The sequence below is a fragment of the Rickettsia canadensis str. McKiel genome, from assembly GCF_000014345.1.
In the GTDB taxonomy this organism is placed as follows: domain Bacteria; phylum Pseudomonadota; class Alphaproteobacteria; order Rickettsiales; family Rickettsiaceae; genus Rickettsia; species Rickettsia canadensis.
In genome coordinates, this window is sequence record NC_009879.1 from 424,010 (window position 1) to 449,257 (window position 25,248).

A 25,248-nucleotide genomic window follows, 5' to 3' on the forward strand; every position below is an offset into this window, starting at 1 on the left:
ACTGTAGAGAGTATGGCAAAGCCAGAGGAAAGTAATAAAAATATGCTATATAAATTAGCATTTTTTACTGGATTGCTTCGTGAATGACTTTGTAATTTTCCTTGCAATGACGAAAAAATCGATCTACGCAACAAAATGCTACGCGAGAATGATATTGAAAGTCATGTGAGCAACGCCATAAATTCTTACTCCTGACTAGCTCTATCTATACCTTCATTGATTAAAGTGTCTGCTTTTGCTTTATTTCCCCATCCGGTAACTTTAACCCATTTACCTTTTTCTAAATCTTTATAATGTTCAAAGAAATGCACGATACGTTTTCTAAGCATTTCACATAGGTTATCTAGCTCTTTAATATGATCGAAAGTAATATCAAGCCTTGAGGTTGGTACTGCGATTATTTTCTCATCAAGTCCTGATTCATCTTCCATCATTAATACGCCGATGGTTCTACACTTAATAACAGAACCAGGTACTACAGCATGATGAGATACAACTAGTACGTCTACTGGATCACCATCATTTGAAAGAGTATGAGGAATAAAACCGTAATTACATGGATAACTCATAGTGGTTTGCATAAAGCGATCAACAAACACCGCTCCTGATTCTTTGTCAAATTCATATTTAATTGGACCACTATTCATTGGAATTTCAATAATTACGTTTATTTCGTCATTATTTGCTTTTGCTTTTATTTTATCTATAAACATGTTTTTATTTGGTTGGTTGTAATTTTATATAGCTTTGATATTATTCTACATCTGTTTTATTTCGTGCCAGGAGGCATTGTTACATAGATCAGTTTTTCTAGTGTCATCATACAACTTGATCACCGGATCCAAAAAAACAACTTAAAGTGCTATCATAATTTTAGTATTTTAAACTGGACCCCTGTGGTCAAGCTACGTGGGGTAACACAGTCATGATTCATGGCCAGGACACAGAGCTATGAAAATATGGTCACCTCGTAGGTCTGTAATTCTCGTCATGCTTTGTAAGCAATTGTCTTGCCATAAATTTCCCATCCGATAATTGCCCGATGGCGATAATTCCTTGTCCTTCACGAAATAGGGCAGGGAGTATACCTTGGTATAATATCTCTAAATCCTTAATATTATCGGTAATAATAAAACTTATCTTATCAGCAGCAATTTTATTTATTGAGCTTGTTTTAACAAGTCCGCCGACTCTTAACTCTTTGTCTTGTTCTATTGCATTAATTTTTGACGGCGGCAAAAAAAATACTATATTATTCTCTAAATTATAAAGTATTATACCAATTCCTAAAAATGCTGAGCAGAAACAAATAATTATTGTTATTAACCTATTTCTTACTCTCTTTTGCATCCAATTCTTCTTGTTTTTTCAGTGACTTGTAATTTACAAAACTTACGATTAGCAATCTTGCTAAGACCAAAAAGGTAAATAAATATGCTACGGATATATAATTATTCATTTCTTAAAAATTCTATAATTTCCTTAGGCGAAGAATCTAAATAGAAATGTTTCAGATATTTCCCGTTCGTATCCATTAAATAGATAAAAGATGAATGGTCAAACATATAGTTTGGGTCATCATCGTCATTATTTACACGAGCATAGAAAACCTTGAATTTATTAGTTATATCTTTTATCTGTTGCTCGTTACCGGTAAGACCTATAAATTTCGGATGAAAATGTTTTAGATATTCTTTAAGTACTATAGGAGTATCACGCTTTGAATCAATAGTGATAAAAAGAGGTATAATATCTATGTTATGTTTATTTAACATTTCTACAATCTCTGTCATTTTATTTAGAGAGGTCGGACATATATCGGGACAACGAGTAAATCCAAAGTAAATGAGACTTAAGTTGCCTTTTAACTCATCACTATTAAATATCTCCCCATTTTGGTCTATTAACTCAAAATCACCGCCAATTTTTACGTTATCTTCATAGATATTAACTTGACCGGCAAGTGGTTTTGCAGGCGTTCTTAAAGATAGCAATAAATATAATGCTCCCACTCCTATTAGTAAGCTGATTATTATAATTATTTTTATAACATTTGATTGCATTTTCATAGTTTTTACACTAGACCTAACTTTTTAGATTTAAAATATTTTACCCAAATATCTATTAATAATTTAGTAATGATAATCGCTGAAAACATTGAGGATATGATCCCGATCGTTAATGTAATGGCAAAACCTTTGATTGCCCCTACTCCAAATATATAAAGTAAAGAAGCAACGATTAGAGTAGTGAGGTTAGAATCAAGAATAGTAGCAAACGCAGATGCAAAACCGGTTCTAATAGCATAAAGATTAGAAACTCCTTTATGTAGTTCCTCCTTAATTCTTTCGTAAATCAATACATTAGCATCAACAGCCATACCAATAGTTAATATTATTCCTGCAATTCCGGGCAAAGTTAAAGTCGCTTGAAAAAGTGAAAGTAAAGCTAGAATATATAATAATGCAAGGCTTAAGGCTATATTGGCAAATAAACCAAGTACACCGTAAGACCAAATCATAAATATACACACTGCTATAAACCCTATAAGTCCTGCTTTTTTGCCAGACTCTATAGAATCAGCTCCCAAATTTGGACCTATACTTCTTTCTTCAATAATATTAAGTGGGGCAGGAAGAGAACCAGCTCGCAATAATAGTGCAAGCTCATGTGCCGACTCCACGGTAAAATTTCCTGTTATTATACCGCTTCCGCCCATAATTGCTCCATTTATCATTGGGGCACTTAGTAATTTATTGTCTAACACTATAGCAAGGCGTTTACCAGTATTATTTTTAGTTATTTCACCGAATATTTTACTACCTAAATTGTTAAAAGAAAAAGTAACTACTGCTTGTGAATTTTGGTCAAAAGAAACTGAAGCCGTGGTCAGTTGATCCCCACCTAAAACAACTTTTTTCTTTATAACTACATAATACTCTCCATGACTTTCGCTATCTCCCTTAATTAGCATTGAACCTACCGGTACATGTCCTTTTACTGCTTCTTCGATATTAGCATTTTCATCAACTAAATGAAAAGTTAGCTTAGCAGTTTTACCTAATATATTCTTTAGATAAGAAGGATTTTCTTCACCTGGCACTTGCAGTAATATATGCTTATCGCCTTGTTTTTGTAGTGTCGGCTCTTTAGTACCGGTACTATCAACTCTCATGCGAACGATCTCAATAGATTGGTCTACTACCTTGTTAAGTAAGTCATTTAATCTAGAATCGCTGTATCTAAGCTTTATTTTATTTTCATTAACTTCAACTATAATTTCAGAATCGATTTTGTTAATTATTTTCTTTAACTGTTTTAATTCTTTTGATGTTCTTAATTCTAATTGAATGCTATTTTGATTTTGGTTAACTAACAGATTTTTATAGCCGATTTTATCCTCACGAAAATTTTTACGTAAAGTGTCGGCAAGATTTTCCATTGAATCATTTAAGTAGCTCTCAAAATCAACATCGAGTAATAAATGGGCCCCCCCTCTAAGATCAAGCCCTAGATTTACTGAATCATGAGGTAGAAACTTAGAGTTTACCTGCATGAAATTAGGTAAGGCACAAATCGTTGCAAAAACCGTACATATAATTGAAAGAAAAATTTTCCACTTAGGAAGATTTGGCACTGCTTACCTTCTTATCTTTTTTATTATTTTTATTGTTTTCTTTTTTAACCGGAACTTCCTTAGAGTGGCTGGTTATATCGATAATAGTACTTTTTAAAATTTTAATATGTACATCCTTAGCAATTTCAATCTCAATATTAGGATCATTTGCACTAACTTTAGATACAATACCGTAAATGCCGCTATTTGTTAGCACTTCTTCACCTTTTTTAACTTTGTTTGCTAATTTTTCTCTTTCTTTGCGACGTTTTTCTTGTGGGCGTAATAGTAAGAAATAAAAGATGGCAAAAATTAAAATCATCGGTATTAAGCTTGTTAACCCCGATTGTAGAGAATTTGTTTCTACAGGCACTACCTCTGTTTCCTGTATTTCTATAGTGTCATTATGATTTGCCTGATTATCTTGCGTAATTGCTGACATATATAATTTCCTAATTGTTGCAATAAAATAAAAATAGCTGCCTAACGCTTTTAATGCAAGGGTAAAAATAAAAATATAAAGTTAATCAAAGGAATACATTTACTAGTAGTTATAACTGTAATAAAAATAGCCATTTTTCATTAATGCATATTAACATTAAATACATTTAATGTATTACAGTTGATTAACTTTAATTTCTAATGAATTATACTTTCTTATTCTATGCTAAGGGAATCGATAGACCAAAGATTTTAAGAAAAAATATAGTTTGGGAGATTGCATTGACCATAAAATCCATAGCTTAATTGATCTTGTTGCATAGCTTAAAAATTATGATAAACTTACCGATGTCATTCTTGTTGGAAGCAGGAATCTAGAAAAAATAACCTTAATTTTGGTACAAAATACATATTTAAATAAGCATATAAAAATTGTTTTTTATATGCTTTACTGGATTTTTACTTTCGTGGGAATGACATTTTTTAGTATGAAAAGTAATTGGAGCGGGTGAAGGGATTCGAACCCTCGACTTCGACCTTGGCAAGGTCGCGCTCTACCCCTGAGCTACACCCGCTTAAATAAAATAACGGCGTTTTAATATAAAAAGTTTAAGTGGATCCAAATTAATTACATTAAACTGCTTTAGTGTTTTTTAATCTAAGTGAACCTGAATATAAGTAATTATAAGACAAATTGCAAGTATTAAATTAGAAATTTATTGGTATTGCACATAAAGATAGATACTGTCATTGCGAGCAGTAATAATAGGCTAAAATCAAGCCATATTTGGAGTAAAAAATCAATAAAACAACAGCAATAGTTTGCTTTTTATACACTGTGGAGCACCGTTATAGTTTTATATTGTTTATATTTATTGTGGTAATATACTAAAAACTTATTTGTTGATTTATAGTGCTGCTCAATTAATTCATCGAAATTTTATTGTTTGTGGTACAAAATTACAATAATTGTTACTTATTTGGTTTGTATAATAGATCATTTAAAAGTCCTTAAAGTAATAATATTTTTTCCCTATCTTACTAATAATATCTCAATTACTATCGAATTACTTTTATTCCAACTATTTATGTAGTATTTGCACCTACTACTTTTTCGGTAGGTGCAGTGTTTATGCAAGATTTTTGGTATTAAAACGTTTTACATGTGGCAGTTTTATATTTGCTTTATCAAGAGCTTTAATGTTTGCAGTTTCTTCTTTTGAAACAATTTACTGATTATTTTAATCACTGGCGATTATTATTCTTGATTATTCCAATTCTAATTGGTTATACATTTGGAGTAAATCAGTTTGTAAAGTTAGAGGCGGAAATAGCAAGTTATTATTAAAAAAGTTTTGTATCTTTCAAGTTCAATATTAAAGCCTTTAAGACATAATTCAGCAAACTCTTTGTTCTAATTTATATTAGCAGCAACCAAAAGAAAATTTATTAAAGTCTCTTTAATAATTTTCTAGCCTTTTTAGGTGATTTAACTCATCAAGTGTGCACATTATGCATTCGGTCAAATAATTTTATTAATGCTGTATTGTATCTTCTCTCTTTAATTAATAAGTTTAGGTTTTCGCTGCTACTTATTTCCATAAGGTTTAATTCTAGTTAGACCTTCTATGTGTTTTACTACTTCCGGTCCAAAATCGCGGTAATTACTTCTTCAGCTACAAATTCAGCAAGCCTAATTGCTACCTCAATCTGGTACGAATAATAAGGACCCCCTAATTGACGCATTTGAGAACCATTATCTTTACAGGCATAGGTAGATACTTTTTTGATTTTAAGGATATCTATAGGATTTTCTACTTTTCAATATTCGAGTTTATCAAGTAGTTTTTTACTATAAACACAAATTTCAAACTTTATATCTTCCATAAAAGTTATTGTGTATCTTATTACAATTTGTGGCCTATAATTAAAATGAAACTTAAAAATTGCAATGATAAATAGTTTTTAAGTTTAATTATATTAATAAATATTAATAACCTTTGTTTGTCTTGTATTTAGAGGAAACTAAGATTAAACGATAAATAAGAAAACATCATATATAAAGTACATCAATTAAAGATTATATTATTATTGTATATTAGACTTCTTGCAAATGACCCTTAATAAAGAGTAATTCTTCTGGAAACACTACACCTCCACACCGCAGGGTAGTTAACCATACGTGAGGATGAGGCATTAGAATTGATGTTTGACGTACAAATACCTTTAGAAGCAAATTATCCAAGAAGTATTATTTTATCCTAAAGGCAAAATGTAACTATGTCAAATCGTAATAGTTTATATTATGCACACGCTACCTGCTTAAATAATACTAACCTAACTGTGTCACAGGGTGCGTTAATACTTGCTGTTGCAAATTGATTGTTCAAAGAGTCGAATATTAATAATAATCAGAATCAGAATATACATAATAACTCATCTTATGAGAATAACATTACCGACTTTGAAAATTGGGATACAAAGTTGTGGTATATGTAACTATCTTGGAGTTATAGCTACTGCTTGTTGTAATATGTACGTATATTTGAATAAACACTAAATTTACACTAAAAAAATATGAGCAAGGCTTAAGAAAGTTAAGAAACCTAAAGCATCGGTTATGGTTGTTAGAAATACACCGGAGCCTGCAGCGGGGTCTATATCAAAATAATGCAGTATTATAGGAATAGCAGAGCCAAATAATCCGGCTACTAAGAAATTTAAAATAACTGCAATAGCAAAAATTACACTAAGATTTAAGTCAAGTAACATTATAAAGCTAAGCCCTGCTCCGATAATTGCAAGTACAAAACCATTAAAAGCTGATACGGCTATTTCTTTTAATATAACTTTATTGACATTATTATAATGAATATCCTTATTAGCAAGGGCTCTAACCGTAACGGTCATGACTTGTGTTCCAGCATTACCGCCCATCGAGGCTACGATAGGCATAGTGGCTGCAAGCGTTACAAGTTTTGCAATAGTGTCGTTAAAATGGTTAATGATAAGTGAGGTCATGCAGGCAGTGATTAAATTAACAAAGAGCCAAGGAAAACGATGTTTAACAGTATACAATACATTGAAGAAAGTATCTTGAGTATGTACCCCGCTTAATGATAATATATCTTTTCCAGCTTGTTCTTCGATGATATAAATTATATTATCGATTGAAACGCTACCTACTAACTTACCGCTTTTATTTACTACCGGTACAATAGTTAAAGCATATTGTCTAAAAATAAAGCTTAATTCATTTAAGTCGGTAAAAGCATCTGCAAGCTTAAAATCTTTGCTCATCAAATCTTTTATTAATTCATTTTTTTTGCCTTTAATTAGCGTGCTGAGAGAAATAATACCGATAGGACGCAATTTATTATCAGTGACGATCGCAGCATAAAAGTCGTTTTTTACGTTCTTGATAAAATTTAATGATTCCTCTACCGTCCAGTTTTCTTGAAGATTAATAAAATCTCGTTCAATTACTCTACCTACCGTATTTTCGGGGTATGTACAACCTACAGTAATTTGGTGTTTTTTTTCTTTAGTAAGATTACTTAAGATAAGATCTTTTATATCATCGTCTAGATCAATTACTACTTCAATAGCGTCTTCTATAACTAGCTTATTGATTAATTCTGCAGATTTTTTTATACCTAAAGTTTCTATTATTAGAGGCTTACTATAAGCGTTTAACGATACTAACGTTTCAGGCTTAATTTTATCCTGTAATAAAGGAATAATTATTTTATATATTTTATTATTAAGATTATCTAAGAAATCTGCTAAATCGGCATAATGAAGCTCGGCTAGCCTGTTTGCCGCAGCATCATAATTATGATCTTCAAGCAAATCATTAATTTGATCGAAAATCTCGGCAAATTGATCGTGATGATCAGGTAAGATGCGTTTAAATATATTGAAATTAGGCATAACCTATTTATCTAATAGTTTATTATAGACTTAGTTAATTATAATTATTTAAAACTGATTTAGCTAGGTTTGACGCAAGGTGGTGTACAATTTGCTAGTCAATATAAATCATAAAGTACAAATAAGCAATAGTTTTTTATTGGATAATATTGACATAATCATATCTTTACTAGTACTTATAATTATATTAGGGGGACAATTTATACATAATAAGCAAGGATTGTTGATTACTGCAATTGAGGATGAGAATCTAGAAGAGGTCAAAAGTTATTGCAGCAGTGGTTGATCCTAATAATATATTTATTAGATGTGCAAAGTCTTGTATTTACTCTGTTATAATAAATCAATCACTGTCATCTAAGAGATGAAAGTTTGTCTATAGCGACTAGAAGTCGCTGAATCAAGCTAAAGCTTATTCCAGTCTTATATTAGTAGTCATTGCTGGTTCATGAGCATCAGTATGTCTATTAATATATTCATTAATCATGTCATCAGTCACATTACCACTAGTCGCACTAAAGTATTCTCTTACCACCCATAAATGTCTACCCCAATACTTTTTTCTTAATATTGGAAATTCTTCTTGTATTTTTTTGATGATCTCCCTTTGGCTTTTTGCACAAATTCACTCACTTTAATATGAGGTGGTATATTGGCAAATATATGTATATGATCGCTTGATATTACTCCATTTTCTATTTTAACATTGAGTTCTTCTACAACTACTGCAATAATTTCTCTCACTCGCTTTTTGATGTCATAGGTTAATACCTTGTATCGATATTTTGTAATCCACACTATATGTGGATATCGATGATAGTAAACGGTGCGTGATTTGTTGCTATATTGAGTCATGGGGCTTATGATGCTAACACATCATGGCTCAACATGGCAAGCTAAAGCTTTCCCATCTGGAAGATGGAGGTTTTAACCACCAAAGGGACTATAAAAATTTAGATATAGTGATAGTGACAACATTATTAGAATGTGGGTCTGAGCAAAATAAATGCATTGGACGTAGAGTGATATGCTATAATTGTAGGATTGTAGGACAGACATTTGGTAATAAAAGAAAGTTAGAAGTAAAAATAAAATCTAAAGTGCCAAAACAAAAAAAATTTAGAGTAATGGTCTCAGAACAAAGATAAAGAGACAACTAAAGAAAGAGGTTGCTAGTTGACCTTATGAAAAACCGGCAAATGGTGCGGTCGAGAAGACTTGAACTTCCAATCTTGTTACAGAACAGCACCCTCAATGCTGCGCGTTTACCAATTTCGCCACAACCGCTTAAGTTTTACTCTATAACAGATTATGCGTATAATATCAATAGAGTTGTTGTATTTGTCATTCCATGACTTGAGATCACGGGATCCAGAAAAAATAAAATAAAGACTGGCCCTCATGGTCGTCACAAGCTACGGTGTGACATTAAGGATTACTGGATTCTCGCCTATGCCATTAGTATTATGACGTAATCACGATAAACTCAACATAAAATTAGGCATAATCGATTGTTTGATAGCAGATTTCGTTAAACTATCCAGTTTTTCATCAATATTATCAAAATTAATATGATATGCCCTAGAATTTCCGGTTAACACTAGGGCAGAGTCTATACCGAGGCGATTTGCTGCAAGTATATCAGTGTAAAAAGTGTCTCCAATCATTAAAATACGATTCTTAGGTGTATTATGGCATTCTTTAAAAATTTTACTATATATTTCTTCGTACGGCTTGCCGCTATAAATTATTTCCCCACCAAGTTGTTTTATTTTTTCAGCATAATAGCCGCTACAATATCTATAAACACCGTGTTGATTTATTCCAAGATCGGGATTAGCACAGATATTGACCATTTTACGTTCTACAACAATTTTAAATAATTCATCGAACTCGTTTAAGTCTAAATTTTCATTTTCGTCCCTGTAAATAGTCATTAAGAAAATATTAGCTTTTTTAATATCATCGGTGGTAGAATATTGGATTCCGTTTATTATATCATTTTCTAAATGTCCTAAATGATATATTACAGGTTTTTCTATACCGAATCGCTCTTTACTTTCTAGGATCATTTGCACTGCTATTTCACCTGAGCTAATGATCATTTCCGGTTCTGCATTTAATCCCCAAGATTTAATTGTTTGATGCAGTGAAAAAATATTTTGTGGAGCATTAGTGACAAAATATACTTTTTTTCGTTCAATAATTTTATTAATATTTTGTACAACATTTTGGTAGGTATGTCCCCCTTCGATTATTACACCCCAAAGATCAAATAAAAACACGTCATAATTATCAATTATGTCGAAAATATTTTTTAACTTTAATATATTCATATTATCTCGCTAATTTTCAATCAAGAAACTTTACTATTTTAATAAGTTACGTTATAGTAATTTTTATTGTTTCTAGCAACAAATAATAGAGCAAAATATAAAATATTATGTCGGAAATTGAAGAAAATTTTAACAAATCATCATATGGTGCTGATTCTATAAAGGTTTTAAAAGGTCTTGAAGCTGTAAGAAAAAGACCAGGAATGTATATCGGGGATGTTGGAAATGGATCGGGTCTACATCATATGATTTATGAAGTAGTCGACAACGCTATCGACGAGTCGCTCGCTGGTTATTGTGATTTAGTCCAGGTAATATTAAATAAAAACGGTTCAGTAACCGTGTCCGATAACGGGCGAGGTATACCAGTCGAAATTCATGAAGAGGAAGGAATATCGGCAGCTGAAGTTATTATGACACAGCTTCATGCCGGTGGTAAGTTTGATCAGAACTCCTATAAAGTTTCAGGTGGTCTACACGGTGTCGGTGTATCGGTGGTAAATGCTCTTTCTGAGTGGCTTGAGCTGCGTATATGGCGTAATAATAAGGAGTATTTAATTAGATTTAATAACGGTATAACGGAAGCTCCGCTTGCGGTTGTCAAAGAAAATATTGATAAAAAAGGTACAGAAGTTACTTTTTTCCCGTCTGTAGAAACATTTACTAATATAGAATTTGATTTCGGCACTATAGAGCATCGTCTTCGTGAGCTTGCTTTTTTAAATTCAGGCATAAAAATTTTATTAGTAGATAATCGCTTCGAAGAAGCTAAGGAAGCAGAGTTTTATTATACAGGTGGTATAGAAGCTTATGTGAAATATATAGATAGAGCGAAGCACGCTATCCACCCATGTATAATAGTCAATGTAGATAATGCTGAGTCCGGTATAAACCTTGAGCTTGCAATGCACTGGAATGATTCGTATTATGAAAATATTTTATGCTTTACTAATAATATTAGGCAGCGTGATGGCGGAACCCACCTTAGTGCTTTTAAATCAGCTATAACACGTGTTATTACTTCTTATCTTGATACTACGGGTCTTAATAAAAAAGTTAAAAATGACTTTAGTGGTGAAGATACTAGGGAAGGGTTATGTTGTGTACTTTCTGTTAAAGTGCCCGATCCTAAATTTTCCTCTCAGACAAAAGACAAACTAGTTAGTTCTGAGGTAAGACCTGTTGTTGAAAATATTGTTTATACAAAGGTTCTTGAGTGGTTTGAAGAGCATCCGGCGGAAGCAAGGGCAATTATATCTAAGATTATGGAAGCGGCGAATGCTCGTGAAGCTGCTAGAAAAGCAAGGGAGTTCACTAGAAGAAAATCAGCTTTAGAGATCTCGAACTTACCTGGTAAACTTGCAGATTGCCATGCAAAAGATCCTGCAATTTCAGAATTGTTTATAGTAGAGGGTGATTCGGCGGGTGGTACTGCAAAGCAGGGTAGGGACAGTAAGATTCAGGCTATATTACCTCTGCGTGGTAAAATTTTAAATGTTGAGCGAGCAAGATTTGATAAAATGCTTGGTTCTGATCAAATCGGTACGTTAATTACGGCTCTTGGAACCGGTGTTGATAACCAAGAATTTTCTCTTGAAAAGCTTAGATACCATAAAGTTATTATTATGACCGATGCCGATGTTGATGGCTCGCATATTAGAACTTTATTGCTCACGTTTTTCTATCGTAATATGCCGGAGCTAATAAATAAAGGGTATCTATATATAGCCCAGCCCCCACTTTATAAGGTAAAAAAAGGAGCAGCCGAGTTTTATTTAAAGAATGAGCAAGCTTTGCAAGATTATTTGATAAAATCAACTATCAATGATGCAACCTTAATTCTAGACGGTAAAGAGCAGTTAGTAGATGGTAATTTAGAAGAGCTCATTAATACAGTAGTTAAGTTTAACGGGTGTCTTGATCATGCTAGCAAAAAATTTAATCGTTCAATTACTGAAATTCTTGCGATTAATGACTTACTTAATAACAAAATATTTGAGGCTGAAAGTGATTTAAGGTGTAAAAAAGCTTTAGATGTTTTAAATAGCTTAGAAGAGTCGCCTGATAAAACTAATTGGGAAGTTTTAAAACATGAAAATAAAATAGAGTTTTTCCGTTTTAACAGAGGTTTAAAAGAAAGTAAAATATTGTTGAAAGAGCAGTTGGAATCATTTGAGTTTGTACAAATATCAAAGCTTGCTTTAACGATTTTTGATATATTTTGTAAGCAATTAAAGCTTATAGTGAAAAGTCAGGAATGTGATATTTTAACACCAAGTCAGTTGTTAAATACCATTATAGCATGTGGAAAAAAAGGTATAAATATTCAGCGTTTTAAAGGTCTCGGTGAGATGAATTCTAATCAGCTATGGGAAACTACTCTTGACCCCGAAAAAAGAACTTTGCTTCAGGTCAGAGTTGCAGAAGTCGATGAAGCAGAGGGCATTTTCTCTACTTTAATGGGTGATGTTGTCGAACCTCGTAGATTATTTATCCAAGCAAATGCTTTGAATGTTGTGAATTTAGATGTGTAGCTTTTTTGATATTATTCTTGTGATGAGCTTGCTGGATCAGTTATTCTATTGTCATCCGGCTGCAACTTGATCGCGGGATCCAGTCTTTTTAATTTTTTTCTGGATACTACTGTGCTCAAGCCACGGTATGACACCGAGCGTGCTTTCTAATCCATGCAACAATACTTCTAGTTAAGAATGACCTCAATATTTTTATAAAAATTTATGCAGAAATTAATTATTTATGGCGGTAAACCTCTCAGGGGTAGTATTAATATTAGTGGTGCTAAAAATGCCGTGCTCCCTATTATGGCTGCGTCTATTCTTACCGATAAACTGCACATTACTAATGTTCCAAAATTAACAGATGTTAGTACTATGAAAGGTTTGCTAAGAAGTCACGGAGCAGATATTGAAACAATAGAACACCAAGATGAGTTTGAACTTATAATTAATACTAGAAATATAAATAACTTTACCGCAGATTATGACATAGTTCGTAAAATGAGAGCATCGATTTGGGTGCTTGGTCCTTTGCTTACCAAATACGGTAAAGCAAAAGTATCCCTTCCAGGCGGGTGTGCTATTGGGGCAAGGCAAGTAGATCTACATATTGCAGTATTAAAAGCTATGGGGGCTATGATTGAAATTGAAGGTGGTTATATTAACGCTTCAAGTAAAGGACGTTTAAAAGGTACACATTTTATTTTTGATAAAGTTTCCGTCGGTGCTACGATTAATGCAATACTTGCAGCTGTTTTAGCAGAAGGTGAAACACTGCTTTTTAATTGTGGCCGAGAGCCGGAAATAGTTGATTTATGTAATTGCCTTATTAAAATGGGTGCTGATATTATAGGTGTCGGTACTAGTGAAATAACAATTAAAGGTAAAGATGCTTTAAATAAAGTGAGCTATAAAGTACTATCTGATCGTATTGAAGCCGGTACTTATATGTTGGCAGCAGCTATTACTAAAGGTGATGTAAAAATTTGTGGTATTGATTATCATATTATAGAAAATTTAGCTTTAAAACTCATTGAAACAGGTATAAAAGTTGTGCCTATCGATAATGGCGTACAGGTAATTTATGAAGGAAAGTTAAATGCAGTTAATTTAGAAACCAATCCATATCCTGGGTTTGCTACAGATTTACAAGCACAATTTATGAGTCTTATGACGCTTAGTAGTGGTGTTTCAATGATTACCGAGAATATTTTTGAAAACCGTTTTATGCATGTTCCTGAATTATGTAGAATGGGAGCAGATATATTGGTACGAGGTAATAAGGCTATTGTTCGAGGTGTAGAAATGTTAAAAGGAGCAGAGGTTATGGCAAGTGACCTTAGAGCTTCGGTATCACTAATCTTAGCAGGTCTTAGTACTAATAGCAAAACTGTATTACACCGAATATACCACTTAGATCGTGGATTCCAAGATTTAGAAAAAAAATTAAGTAATTGCGGTGCAGATATAAAAAGGGTATAATATACTTGATAAACTTCAAAAATTGGCGTTGTCCGTTCTACAAGAGCTACGGTATTTACACGCGCTCCGTTTCCTCGCTTTGTAAACTCCTAGCTCTTTTTGAAATGGATTTTCGTATACTCATTCCCTATTTATTTGTAGTATAATATTTTAAACGGAGAAGAATTATGGCAAGAGTTACGGCAGAAGATTGTAATAAAATCATACCAGATAGGTTTCGGCTTGTTGTCCTAGCAACAAGATATGCTAAATTATTAAATTATAAAGTAGAAACTAGTTACAGCAAAAAAGAAAAGCGTGATAAGCCTCCTGTTATCGCATTACGTAGAATTGCTGCTGGAAAAGTATCGGTAGCTCAGTTAGAACAAGACTTGATAAACAGTCTATGTACGAGAAATATAATAGAGCCGCTTGCTAATCAAGATGACTTGGAAGATGTAGAAGAAAAATTTGATTATTTACCTGAAGTTTATGTCGGGGAAGATTATTCTGATTTAGATGATCAAATCTTTATTGATGAGAACGGCGAATATGATGAAAGAGATAAGTAAATGCTTGTCGGTATCGGTACTGATATAGTACAAATTCCTAGAATTGAAAAAATATTGCATTTATATCCGCAACTTTTTGCTAAAAAAATTCTAACTTTAAAGGAATTAAAACAATTTGCTTTATTGGATAAAACAAACCGTGCTACTTTTGTAGCAAAGCATTTTGCTGCTAAAGAAGCTGTTAGTAAAGCCTTTGGAGTTGGTATAGGTCAAGGTATAAATTTTAAAGATATTACTATACTAAATGATGATTTAGGCAAGCCTATAGCAGAAGTTAGTTCAAACTATACGAAAAAATACTCTTTTTTAAATATTCACCTTTCTCTTTCTGATGATTATCCTGTATGTGTAGCATTTGCCGTAGTTGAAGGTGGTTATAATGTCATTCCAGTGTAAGCGGGTATTGTTATGTGCATCAGAAAACATATTTGATGTTATATCGTGGCTTGACCAAGGTATCCAAAAAACAATTTAAGGTACTAATGATTTTAGTATTTTGAACTAGATCCCTCGATCAAGTTAGCTAGGATAACCACTATAGGTTACTATATTCTCACTGTTGTTAGAATGACATTAACAATGTTTTCTGATCCAATACACCAAAGCCAGCTTTTTTTTGCAGGAATGATATTAAATGTAATTACTCTCCATCTTTGCTACCTGCTTTAGGTAACATGATTTTTAAATCGGCTTTAGCTTCTAAATCAGAAATATATTGCTTTAGTATTGCTGCAGCTAATATATTATCAATAGTTACTTTTGCGTCTTCTTTTGTTGGTATAGGTACAGGTTTTTTCTCAAGTACTTTGATAATATGCCAACCGAAATCAGTTTTTACAGGAGTTGAAACTTCATTTACTTTTAAAGCAAAAGCTTTCTTTTCAAATTCCGGTACTAACTGTCCAGGTTGATTTAGTATAATGTCACCAATAACGCCGCCATTTGAAGCTGAAGCTTTATCAAGAGATAACTCTTCTGCGAGCTTAGTAAAATTTCCACCTTTGCTTAATTTGGTTTTTATTTCATTAGCTTCTTTTTGGGATTTTACTAAAATATGAGCAACTTTTATTTGCTCTTTACCTTTAAGATTACCAACATATTTATTATACTCGTCATCGAACATCTTATCTGTAATGTTAGATTTTATGTAATTTGCTAGTAATTCTTGTTGAGCTAATTGATTTTTTGCATTTTCAAGTTTTTCTTGGAATTCTTTAGATGCAGTAATGTGTGACTTAGCAACTTCTTCTTTTAACAAAAGATTATTAACATAAATTTTTATTAATTTTTCTTGATCTTGCAGTGAAAAATCATCAAAACTTTTGATTGTTTCACCTGATTGAATATTAAGCTGTGGCTTAAATTCTTTCATAATTTGCGATTCTTTTACTTCACCACCTTTATAGGTAGCAACTACTTTGTCTTTATCAGCAAAAGCAATACTGGAAAGCATGCTAACTGATAAAAATATAACAGATAATTTTTTCATTTATGACTCGTAATTGTGTTAAACATAAGCTTAAATTTTATAAAAATAATATATAACCGTCAATAGCTATTTGAGAATATTTGATTTATTAATAATAATTTACAAATGTTTTGTAGTAAAAAACACCTTTCAATAAAATTATAACATTTGATAATTTTATAAAATATACCTATATTTAAGTACTAAAATACTAAAATTATAAGGATTTTAATGCTTTCTATATTAAAAAAACTTTTTGGTACAGCGAATGATCGTACTGTAAAAAAACTATTTTCCGAGATTACAAAGATTAACTCGCTTGAACCTGTTATACAAAAATTATCAGATGAGGAGTTGAAGAATAAAACTGTAGAGTTTAAAGAAAAGCTTAAAAACGGAGCAACGTTAGATGATATATTATATGAGGCTTTTGCAGTAGTTAGGGAATCAGCTAGAAGAGTTTGCGGTATGCGTCATTTTGATGTTCAGCTTATAGGGGGACTTATATTACATCAAGGCATGATTACCGAAATGCGTACCGGTGAGGGTAAAACATTAGTTGCAACGCTTCCTGCATATTTAAATGCTTTGACCGGAAAAGGAGTGCATGTTGTAACGGTTAATGATTATCTAGCAAGTCGTGATTCTGCCTCTATGGGTAAAATTTATAACTTTTTAGGTTTATCGGTTGGATGTATTGTTGCCGGTATGTCTGATGAGGCAAAACGAGCTGCCTATAATGCCGATATTACCCATGCAACAAATAATGAACTTGGCTTTGATTATTTAAGAGATAATATGAAGTATAGCATACAAGAGCGAGTACTTCGTCCTTTTAATTTTGCTATTATTGATGAAGTTGATTCGATCTTGATAGATGAAGCTAGAACGCCGCTTGTTATATCAGGTCCGGTTAATGATAATTCAGAATTATACACTAAAATTGATAAAATTGTACGGCAGCTTAAAGCAGGTGATTTTGAAAAAGATGAAAAATTAAAAACTATCCACTTAACGGAACTAGGTATTACACATATAGAATCGCTTTTAAGTAACGAAAATATTATAAAGCCTGATTCCGGTTTATATGATTTTGAGAATTTAACTTTAGTGCATTATATTAACCAAGCCTTAAGAGCTCATAATATGTTTAACGTGGATGTAGATTATTTAGTAAGAGACGGTCAAGTAATGATTATAGACGAGTTTACCGGTCGTGTGATGGAGGGACGTAGATATTCGGAAGGGTTACATCAAGCATTAGAAGCAAAAGAAAATGTGAAAATTCAAAATGAAAACCAAACTCTTGCATCCATTACTTTCCAAAACTATTTCCGTAATTATCCTAAATTATCAGGTATGACTGGTACAGCTATGACCGAAGCACCGGAACTAAAGGACATATATAATCTCGATGTAGTCGCAGTTCCAACCCATAACAAAGTAACAAGGGTTGATCTTGATGATGAGATTTACGGTAGTAAAAAAGAAAAATATGATGCTATCTTAAAACTGATTAAAGATTGTTACAATCGTGGCCAGCCTATACTTGTTGGTACGATAAGCATAGAAAAATCAGAAGAACTTTCAAGCGTTTTAAATAAAGAAAAAATTCCTCATAAAATATTAAATGCTAAATTTCATGAGCAGGAAGCTTTTATTATTGCTCAAGCAGGTAGGTTTAGGGCAGTAACGATTGCAACTAATATGGCAGGACGCGGTACTGATATTATGCTTGGTGGTAACCCTGAAATGTTAATAGAGCAGCTTGCTAAAGATCATAGTTATGAAGCTAAAATAGCTGAAATAAAAGCTCAAATTGCTGAAGAAAAGAAGAAAGTTATTGAAGCAGGCGGGTTATTTGTGATAGGTACGGAAAGGCATGAAAGCCGTAGGATAGATAATCAGCTAAGAGGAAGATCAGGACGACAAGGCGATCCAGGCAAAACTCAGTTTTTCTTATCGCTTGATGATGATTTAATGCGTATTTTTGCTTCAGAACGTATATCAGGGGTTCTTAGGACACTCGGATTAAAAGATGGAGAGGCTATCCACCATCCGATGATTAGTCGTTCACTTGAGAAAGCTCAACAAAAGGTCGAAGGTCATAATTACGAGATACGTAAAAATTTATTACGTTTCGATGATGTAATGAATGATCAACGTAAAATAATATATGAGCAACGTACCGAAATTATCAAATCTAAAGATAGTTATGATTTCTTAAATAGTACTACTGCAGAACTAGCCAAAAAGATAGTGCTAACTTTTATGCCGGCAGGATCTTACAGAGAAGATTGGGATATAGAAAATTTAAGTGTAGAATTACATCGTATCTTTTCTATAAAATTTGATCATAATTTAGTAAGTAAAAATGATGTAACGGAAGAAGAGATTACTAAATCCGTTATACAAATGGCTCATGATATATATAAGTCAAAAGAAGAATCGTACAGTAGTGAGTTAATGCATAATGCTGTAAAATATATTTTGCTAACTACGCTTGATCAAGTTTGGAAAGATCATTTATATAGCTTAGATCATTTAAGACAAGGTATATCTCTTAGAGCTTATGCACAACAAGATCCTCTTAGCGAGTATAAAAGAGAAGCATTTAATTTATTTGAGCAGATGCTTGATAATTTAAAAGAATTATTTATTCAAACAGTATATCACTTCCATATCGACTTAAAACACGTTCAAAAAGAAGATGTTTCGCTTGAGCATAAAAAATTCCAAAAAAATATGCAGGAAAGTAGAGAAGATCCGGCATTTAGTAAATATAATGCAGGAAGTAGCCTTGAGATAGACCTTAAACCTGTTGTATCACGCATTGACCCAAAAGACAGAAATCCTGAAGATCCTACCAGTTGGGGTAGGGTATCACGTAATGAGCTATGCCCATGTCGTTCAGGTAAGAAATATAAATATTGTCATGGTGCAAATGCATAGATGAAAACCACTTTACCTGAACGTTCTCTTAAAATTAGTGCTATACTTAATTTTATAGTGCAGCAAATTCTAGATATTGCATCAGATAAAATCACTATGATTATCTTGTATGGCTCTTTTACTAAATTTGAATTAATGGTAAATAGGTAGTTAGAAAAATAACGTTATTTTTACACTGAAAAAAAAGAAGGTATGCTTTTGTATAATAGCAGTGAATTTATTTTAAGCGGAGCTAAGGAGTTACCTTGGAGCGTGATAAAATAAATTGCTAAAGATTAATATGAAGAATGGTTTAATTTTGGGGCAGGATTTCTTATAGATTCTAAAAATAATTTAGGCAGAGCAAGAGTCCTTAGACATAGTACTTTTTATCTTTATCAAGCTATAGCAAGTGTTTACAGTACTATTTTATTAGTTTTCTCAAATTACAAATTGTATAAAAAAGTTAGGTAGTAGAGCAATATAATAGTGAACTATTGCAAGTATTTCCTAAGCAATCAATGCTGGAGCAAAAAGAATGTTTTAGATTACTTCAAAAAGGTTATGTTGATGCAAGATATTATAAACATAAATTACTAAAGAACAACTTTTATATTTAATTGATAGAGTAGAAAAGTTGAAAGAAATACCTGACAGAATCTGCTTGAAGCGAATTGGTCAATAATAAAGAACATTGTAAAATCTAGCTCATTTGTGGGCTTTGTTGTTAGGCTGTCACTGTCATTCCCGCCTACATAGGAATAACAATAAGATCTTTATCACCTTTAAGAAACACAAATTATAAATAAGTAGAATATGATAAAGGAACTATTAAACCGTAATTTAACTCTGTTGCTAAGGTCAAATAAAATAGTGAAAGATGTAGAGTCTTAAGTAAATCAATTTGGTTTTGAAAAGGTTTTAACAGATGCTTTCTCTCTTGATAGAGTGGATGTAGTAAATGGTTTAAATAAATTACGGGCAGTATCTACTACTGAATTATTTTTGGCATCTGCAAATAATGTCATAAAAGTTGCTAAATGGTTAGTTGAAGAAAAAACAGGTGTTAATATGTATAGTGATATGTTTAGGTGCACTCCTTTAAATTCAGTTGCACGTAGTGGATATTATAAAGTAGTGAAATATCTAATATCAAAACAGGAGCTGCAGTAAAACGGTAACGAGGGAGAGTATTACGTGTTGTTAGGATCAGATCACCTTTTTATATGAAGTTGTAAGCGGTAAATACTTGAATGTAGTAAAACTATTACTTGAGACAGGAGCTGCAAGTTGATCAGAGCAAATCCGGAGTAACACCTTGACATGTGGTTGCTAAAAACATTCGGTGTATTTCTGAAAATATTCAAGATGATGAAATATATAAGCTGTTATTATCATGTGGTACTGATATCAGTGCAAAAGTAGAATTTAGAGGAGTGTGGTTTAGTATATATGAATATGATGGAAAAATGGTATCAAAAATAGCAGAATTTAAAATAGCATTAGTTAGTGGTGAAAGTAAAATAATAACATAAATCATTAAGATATTTTAAATGTCTTAAAATATATTTATAAACACGGTAGTTATTGACAAATTTAGGAAAAAGTTTTATATTCTTCACAAGTTTAAGAAAAAGTTAATAGTGTATGTCTAAAGCTAAAGCAAAAACTGCGTCCAAAAATAACCCGACTTCTAGGGAACAAGCTAAAGAATATTTTCATAACGGTCAGAAAATCAAGCCGGTAAAGCTTATTGCTGCTCAAAATTCTTTTTTAGCTGCCGAATATGAATCTTCTGGAGATTTAGTTGTAGGAATTAACGGTCAACCGTTACCTTGGGGACTTGTTAAAAGTTTATCTTAATATTTTTATTGTCTAAATCTCACAACAAATAATTGGGGATGTAGCTCAGGGGTAGAGCATCTGCTTTGCACGCAGAGGGTCAAGGGTTCGATTCCCTTCATCTCCACCAAATATCTTTATGCTTCTCAGCATTGCAAATAAACTAATTTTTCAAATTAAGTAATTTTTTATTTATAGCTAAATATTTTACCATTAATTTTGATGTTATAAACAAACATAATATTTCAGATGTTTTGAATAGCACATTCAAAAAAGTATAAGGATCAACCTTTGAGAGTCTCAACAACAATTAAAACGAGAACAATTTGTAATACTGGAAGATGCAAATTTTTATTATATCTTTATAAAACGAAATAAAAATAATATCGATGCACTTATAAATAAAGCTTTAGAACAAATCGAAGAGAAGAATTCTACCACGTTAAAAGGAATATTTATTAATATCACGCTTTGCTTCAGCTGCAGGCAAAAAAGTTAGTGAATTTTATACTCCTGCTGCCGTATCAACTTTGCTTACAAAGCTTAATGCTTTGGAGGTCTCTAGCAATACAATTTGTGATTGGGCTTGTGGTTTTGGTTTGTGTTTAATGAGAGCAGCTAAAGAAGTAGAGGACCATAATTATGCACTTTATGGTCAAGAAATGATTAATACAATATGTGCATTAGCACAGATAAATATGTTTTTGCATGTGGAAGGCCAGGCACATATTCATTGGGGGGTGATCCACTAAATCATCCGGTGTTACTTGAAAATGATACGCTTATGGATTTTGATATAGTTGTTGCGAGTCCGCTTTTGAGTTTAGAAAAATTGGGGTTGGGCATGAAAAATGCAGCTAACGATGAGTATAATCGTTTTAAATGTGGTACCCATCCTAAAGCTATATTTCTCATATGATTGAAAACTACTAAGCTGCGTAGTAGATGTGCTACTATAGTAGTAGTACCACGGTGTATTATTTTGTGGAGGAACAGAAGGTTTAAAATTCGCCAAAGTTTAAGCGAAGAAAACTTAATAGATGCACTAATAGGCTTACCTGCTAATCTTTGTTAATTTAACTAATATTCTAGTTACTATTTAGTATTTGATCACTTAAGAGAAGCAAAAGGGAAAAGTAAACAACAAAAGAAGGTATTATTTATCGATTATAGTGGATTTTTTGAAGCAGGTAAAGGGCAGAATTTTTAGAAGATGAGCATATTTATTAATAAAATTGTTGATAAAAAATGGAAAAACTATTGAAAAATATTCTCATCTAGCAAGTATCGAAGAAATGCGTAGGAATAAATATAATTTAAATATTCCCCGGTATACGGTATATTGATACATATGAGGAGGAAGAAATTGATGTTACAGAACTGCAACAAGAAATGCAACAACTTCAAAAAGGGTTAGTAAATATACGACCCCAGATGGATACTCATCTAAAAGATTTTGAGATTAATGTATAAGTAATTAGAAGTGGAAACAATGTATAAAGATTGAAAAACTTTGTTATTATTGTATTATAGGGAAAAATTTTTATGGTGCAAATAAATTATGATCCTTTAATACCAAGTTACGTATTACCGATATTGATGAACAAGGTAATTAAATCGTTCATAATGCTAAGAGTATCAATCTTGCAGATGTAAAAAATTATTCTTTAGAAAAATGAGATGTTATTTTTGCACATACAGGCAATACTGTAGGAAAACATATTTACATAGATCGAATGAAGATATAGTATATGCAAGTTACTTCATTCGTTTTTGTTCAAATCAAAAATTATTCTAATTTAATGATAGTTTTGAAATATTTTAAAACAAACAGTACCGTTTCTATTTTCGGCACACTATATGATGTTATCGGAAATATAATAAAAGATTCAAATATACCAACTTTTATAGACTTTAATACTACCGAGGATTGTATTATTAATGCTAACTTTGAAGCTAATTTAAGAAACTTTACCATATGCTTTAGGGCCAACTGTACATACCTGTTGGATTTATAATGTTCAATAAAGCAGAATCAAATATGCTGTCCAGTGATTCGTCAATTGCCTGAACATTTTTATCATTTACTAAAGATGGAGCAGTAACAATTTATAGTGTACTTTTCGCTATAGTAGCTATTTTAAAATTATAGAACATCAATAATATAATAAATTTAATCCTGATAAAGATATTTATGAAAAATATAGTACTACTATTTTAGGCTCTACATAAATTAATTATAGTATATTAAAAAATAATAACCTATAGTGAATGTCATTTAAAAACTTAACCTAATTTATGCTTAAAATACCTGTAAATAATATTATCGTATTCATATACCTAATATCTATTCTACTCATTGGTATATATTACCGAGCTAAAGATAGTAGTTTTAAGAACTATGCAAATGTTGAAAGCAAAGTACGAAATAGTAAACTATTACTAATAGCTACAATATTTGCAAGTTCTGTCGGAGGTGCTACCACCTTCGGCATTATGGAAAAGGTTTTTTTGGGGTATGCATATTATGCTTATGCTCTTATACTTACAATACCGATAGACATATTAATTGCAATCTATATAGTTCCTTTAATTACCAAACATTACGGAGCCGAAAGCATTGGCGATATCCTGAGCACATATTATGGTACTATAGGTCGTTTTATCGGAGGTGTTAGTTCAGTTATTGTTTCAGTAGGGTTTTTAGCTGCTCAAATAAGCGTAAGCGGCTATATTTTTCAATATATCTTAGACATAAATTATGTGAGCGGGGTAATTTTAAGCTATAGTATAGTACTTATATATACTACAATCGGCGGTTTACAATCTATTGTTTCTACTAATTTAGTACAATTTTTGGCAATGATAATTGCTATACCGACTATAACTTTTATCAGTTTAAATAAAATTGGTTTTATAGATTTTATTAATAACTTCCATACAGAAAATGCAAATTTTGATCAGAGCAACTTACTGTCGTATACGATTACGGCAGCTTTAAGCTTTAGCGTCATGAATCTATACCCTACATTTATCCAAAGAGCTTTAATTAATAAAAATCCAACACAAACGACTAAAGCAATATATGCAAAATCCGCTATATATTTATTCTTTTTAATTTGCATCACTTTAAACGGTTTAATTGCTTATAAGCTTTATCCAACCCAACCTTCAAATTTAGTATTACCTTATTTAATCAACAAAATCATCCCACCTTTAATGCAAGGGATAGTAATGAGTGGCCTCTTAGCTGCCGTTATGTCTACTGCCGATTCTGATTTAAACGTTACTTCTATAGCTCTTGTTAAAGACATAATTAACCTTATACTTAAAGTCAAAAATCAGCAGAAGTTATTATTAATTGCCCGAATTATTAACATAATAATAGGAAGTCTTGCGATAATTGTAGCCTTAAAATTTAGTAATGTAATTGACTTAGTAGTGTTCTTCACGGGTTTTTGGGGGCCTGTAATATTAGTGCCATTAATAACAACACTTTTTGGTATCAGAGTATCTGAAAAAATAATGGTCTTATCGTCACTTGGCGGAGCAGCTACTTTCTTAATATGGGAATATTATTCTTTATATCTAAAATATTTTAACCTCAAAGGAGTATTTGTAGGAACAATGACTAGTCTGATAATATTTATTTTAGGGCGGTATTATTCTAATGTTGTTGTGAGAAAAGATTAATAATTAAATTATGAGGATTTTATTGTTTAGACAAAATAGTATCATTTAAGAAGAATAAGGAGAAGATAAATTAATAGCTATTCCCATTAAAAGAGAGGGTGGTGTTATAAGATTTGGATACCGTACAATTTATCAAGTGTGATATATCATTTCTGTGAAAGTGGCTAAAAGAAGTAAAGCAATTTAAACTTTTTAGTTTTAGAAACTAATAGCACCTTATACATTGTGATTACTGGATTCCCGCTTTTGCAGGAATGATATTAACCGTTTTGCAGAACCATACAACTATAAATATTATTTTATAACTTTACCATAATTGTGAGTTATATATACTTTTCTATGTGACACTGATATCTAAGCAAATTATTGCTATTATGTACATAATGTGGTACACTTAAAGCTACAACTTTTTTTAGGGAGCCTATACACGAGTTCGTAA

At 31.8% G+C, this 25,248-nt stretch carries 20 protein-coding genes, 3 tRNA genes and 4 pseudogenes; 15 read left to right on the top strand and 12 right to left on the bottom strand.

What is annotated here, in order from left to right; genetic code table 11:
- Window positions 1-185 precede the first annotated feature (185 nt).
- From ppa to A1E_RS01790, 6 genes are all read right to left on the bottom strand, one after another.
- On the bottom strand, window positions 186-713 hold the full coding sequence (ppa, locus tag A1E_RS01765; protein ID WP_012148527.1) for an inorganic diphosphatase: 528 nt from the start codon (window positions 711-713) through the stop codon (window positions 186-188).
- A 250-nt stretch (window positions 714-963) separates the two neighbouring features.
- Window positions 964-1,350, bottom strand: coding sequence for a cytochrome c maturation protein CcmE (gene ccmE, locus A1E_RS01770; protein WP_012148528.1), 387 nt, complete (start codon window positions 1,348-1,350; stop codon window positions 964-966).
- Between the two features lie 101 nt (window positions 1,351-1,451).
- Window positions 1,452-2,069 carry an SCO family protein gene (locus A1E_RS01775; RefSeq protein ID WP_012148529.1) on the bottom strand — a complete coding sequence of 206 codons (618 nt, stop codon included), beginning with the start codon at window positions 2,067-2,069 and terminating at the stop codon, window positions 1,452-1,454.
- Between the two features lie 5 nt (window positions 2,070-2,074).
- On the bottom strand, window positions 2,075-3,637 hold the full coding sequence (gene secD, locus A1E_RS01780; RefSeq protein ID WP_012148530.1) for a protein translocase subunit SecD: 1,563 nt from the start codon (window positions 3,635-3,637) through the stop codon (window positions 2,075-2,077).
- Complete coding sequence (yajC, locus tag A1E_RS01785; RefSeq protein ID WP_012148531.1) at window positions 3,621-4,058, bottom strand: preprotein translocase subunit YajC; 438 nt, start codon at window positions 4,056-4,058, stop codon at window positions 3,621-3,623. The genes secD and yajC overlap by 17 nt, the downstream gene beginning before the upstream one ends.
- Before the next feature lie 499 nt (window positions 4,059-4,557).
- A tRNA-Gly gene (locus A1E_RS01790) sits at window positions 4,558-4,632 on the bottom strand.
- Window positions 4,633-5,037: 405 nt separating this feature from the next.
- Between A1E_RS01790 and A1E_RS07245 the strand changes: the two are divergent.
- Window positions 5,038-5,405: pseudogene (locus A1E_RS07245) on the top strand (proline/betaine transporter).
- Between the two features lie 149 nt (window positions 5,406-5,554).
- On the opposite strand, the pseudogene A1E_RS07250 reads toward A1E_RS07245, so the two are convergent.
- Window positions 5,555-5,944: pseudogene (locus tag A1E_RS07250) on the bottom strand (HD domain-containing protein).
- Window positions 5,945-6,337: 393 nt separating this feature from the next.
- Between A1E_RS07250 and A1E_RS06465 the strand changes: the two are divergent.
- Window positions 6,338-6,617, top strand: a pseudogene (locus A1E_RS06465) (hypothetical protein).
- Between the two features lie 2 nt (window positions 6,618-6,619).
- Here A1E_RS06465 and mgtE read toward each other — a convergent pair.
- The 4 genes and pseudogenes from mgtE to A1E_RS01820 form a co-directional block, all read right to left on the bottom strand.
- Window positions 6,620-7,990 carry a magnesium transporter gene (gene mgtE / locus A1E_RS01795; RefSeq protein WP_012148532.1) on the bottom strand — a complete coding sequence of 457 codons (1,371 nt, stop codon included), beginning with the start codon at window positions 7,988-7,990 and terminating at the stop codon, window positions 6,620-6,622.
- 412 nt (window positions 7,991-8,402) lie between these two features.
- Window positions 8,403-8,782 (bottom strand): annotated as a pseudogene (gene tnpA, locus A1E_RS01805) (IS200/IS605 family transposase).
- Between the two features lie 408 nt (window positions 8,783-9,190).
- A tRNA-Leu gene (locus A1E_RS01815) sits at window positions 9,191-9,277 on the bottom strand.
- 188 nt (window positions 9,278-9,465) lie between these two features.
- Window positions 9,466-10,326 carry a TIGR01459 family HAD-type hydrolase gene (locus A1E_RS01820; RefSeq protein ID WP_012148536.1) on the bottom strand — a complete coding sequence of 287 codons (861 nt, stop codon included), beginning with the start codon at window positions 10,324-10,326 and terminating at the stop codon, window positions 9,466-9,468.
- Between the two features lie 107 nt (window positions 10,327-10,433).
- On the opposite strand from A1E_RS01820, the gene gyrB reads away from it, so the two are divergent.
- The 4 genes from gyrB (at window position 10,434) to acpS (ending at window position 15,271) form a co-directional block, all read left to right on the top strand.
- Complete coding sequence (gyrB, locus tag A1E_RS01825) at window positions 10,434-12,860, top strand: DNA topoisomerase (ATP-hydrolyzing) subunit B (RefSeq protein WP_012148537.1); 2,427 nt, start codon at window positions 10,434-10,436, stop codon at window positions 12,858-12,860.
- Between the two features lie 204 nt (window positions 12,861-13,064).
- Window positions 13,065-14,324, top strand: coding sequence for a UDP-N-acetylglucosamine 1-carboxyvinyltransferase (murA, locus tag A1E_RS01830; RefSeq protein ID WP_012148538.1), 1,260 nt, complete (start codon window positions 13,065-13,067; stop codon window positions 14,322-14,324).
- 167 nt (window positions 14,325-14,491) lie between these two features.
- The gene (gene rpoZ, locus A1E_RS01835) at window positions 14,492-14,875 is read left to right on the top strand and encodes a DNA-directed RNA polymerase subunit omega (RefSeq protein ID WP_012148539.1); all 384 of its coding nucleotides are present in this window, start codon (window positions 14,492-14,494) and stop codon (window positions 14,873-14,875) included.
- A complete protein-coding gene (gene acpS / locus A1E_RS01840) occupies window positions 14,876-15,271 on the top strand; it encodes a holo-ACP synthase (protein WP_012148540.1) in 396 nt (131 codons plus the stop codon).
- 244 nt (window positions 15,272-15,515) lie between these two features.
- On the opposite strand, the gene A1E_RS01845 is transcribed toward acpS, so the two are convergent.
- The gene (locus A1E_RS01845; protein WP_012148541.1) at window positions 15,516-16,364 is read right to left on the bottom strand and encodes a peptidylprolyl isomerase; all 849 of its coding nucleotides are present in this window, start codon (window positions 16,362-16,364) and stop codon (window positions 15,516-15,518) included.
- A 210-nt stretch (window positions 16,365-16,574) separates the two neighbouring features.
- Here A1E_RS01845 and secA point away from each other — a divergent pair, with 210 nt between their 5' ends.
- The 9 genes from secA to A1E_RS01895 all read left to right on the top strand — a co-directional run bounded on the left by secA (window position 16,575) and on the right by A1E_RS01895 (window position 24,809).
- Window positions 16,575-19,295: a preprotein translocase subunit SecA gene (gene secA, locus A1E_RS01850; RefSeq protein WP_012148542.1), complete on the top strand. Its 2,721-nt coding sequence runs from the start codon at window positions 16,575-16,577 to the stop codon at window positions 19,293-19,295.
- A complete protein-coding gene (locus A1E_RS01855) occupies window positions 19,296-19,445 on the top strand; it encodes a hypothetical protein (protein WP_012148543.1) in 150 nt (49 codons plus the stop codon).
- 777 nt (window positions 19,446-20,222) lie between these two features.
- A complete protein-coding gene (locus A1E_RS01860) occupies window positions 20,223-20,447 on the top strand; it encodes an ankyrin repeat domain-containing protein (RefSeq protein WP_012148544.1) in 225 nt (74 codons plus the stop codon).
- A 152-nt stretch (window positions 20,448-20,599) separates the two neighbouring features.
- Window positions 20,600-20,809, top strand: a complete 210-nt coding sequence (locus A1E_RS01870) for a hypothetical protein (RefSeq protein ID WP_012148545.1) — start codon at window positions 20,600-20,602, stop codon at window positions 20,807-20,809.
- Between the two features lie 112 nt (window positions 20,810-20,921).
- On the top strand, window positions 20,922-21,137 hold the full coding sequence (locus A1E_RS01875; RefSeq protein ID WP_012148546.1) for a hypothetical protein: 216 nt from the start codon (window positions 20,922-20,924) through the stop codon (window positions 21,135-21,137).
- Window positions 21,138-21,171: 34 nt separating this feature from the next.
- Window positions 21,172-21,246 (top strand) — tRNA-Ala (locus A1E_RS01880).
- A gap of 331 nt (window positions 21,247-21,577) precedes the next feature.
- Window positions 21,578-21,868, top strand: coding sequence for an N-6 DNA methylase (locus A1E_RS05460; protein ID WP_081422192.1), 291 nt, complete (start codon window positions 21,578-21,580; stop codon window positions 21,866-21,868).
- Window positions 21,793-22,035: a hypothetical protein gene (locus tag A1E_RS05090; protein WP_012148548.1), complete on the top strand. Its 243-nt coding sequence runs from the start codon at window positions 21,793-21,795 to the stop codon at window positions 22,033-22,035. Before A1E_RS05460 ends, A1E_RS05090 begins: the two co-directional genes overlap by 76 nt.
- A gap of 1,379 nt (window positions 22,036-23,414) precedes the next feature.
- Window positions 23,415-24,809 carry a sodium:solute symporter family protein gene (locus A1E_RS01895; RefSeq protein ID WP_012148550.1) on the top strand — a complete coding sequence of 465 codons (1,395 nt, stop codon included), beginning with the start codon at window positions 23,415-23,417 and terminating at the stop codon, window positions 24,807-24,809.
- Window positions 24,810-25,248: the final 439 nt, after the last annotated feature.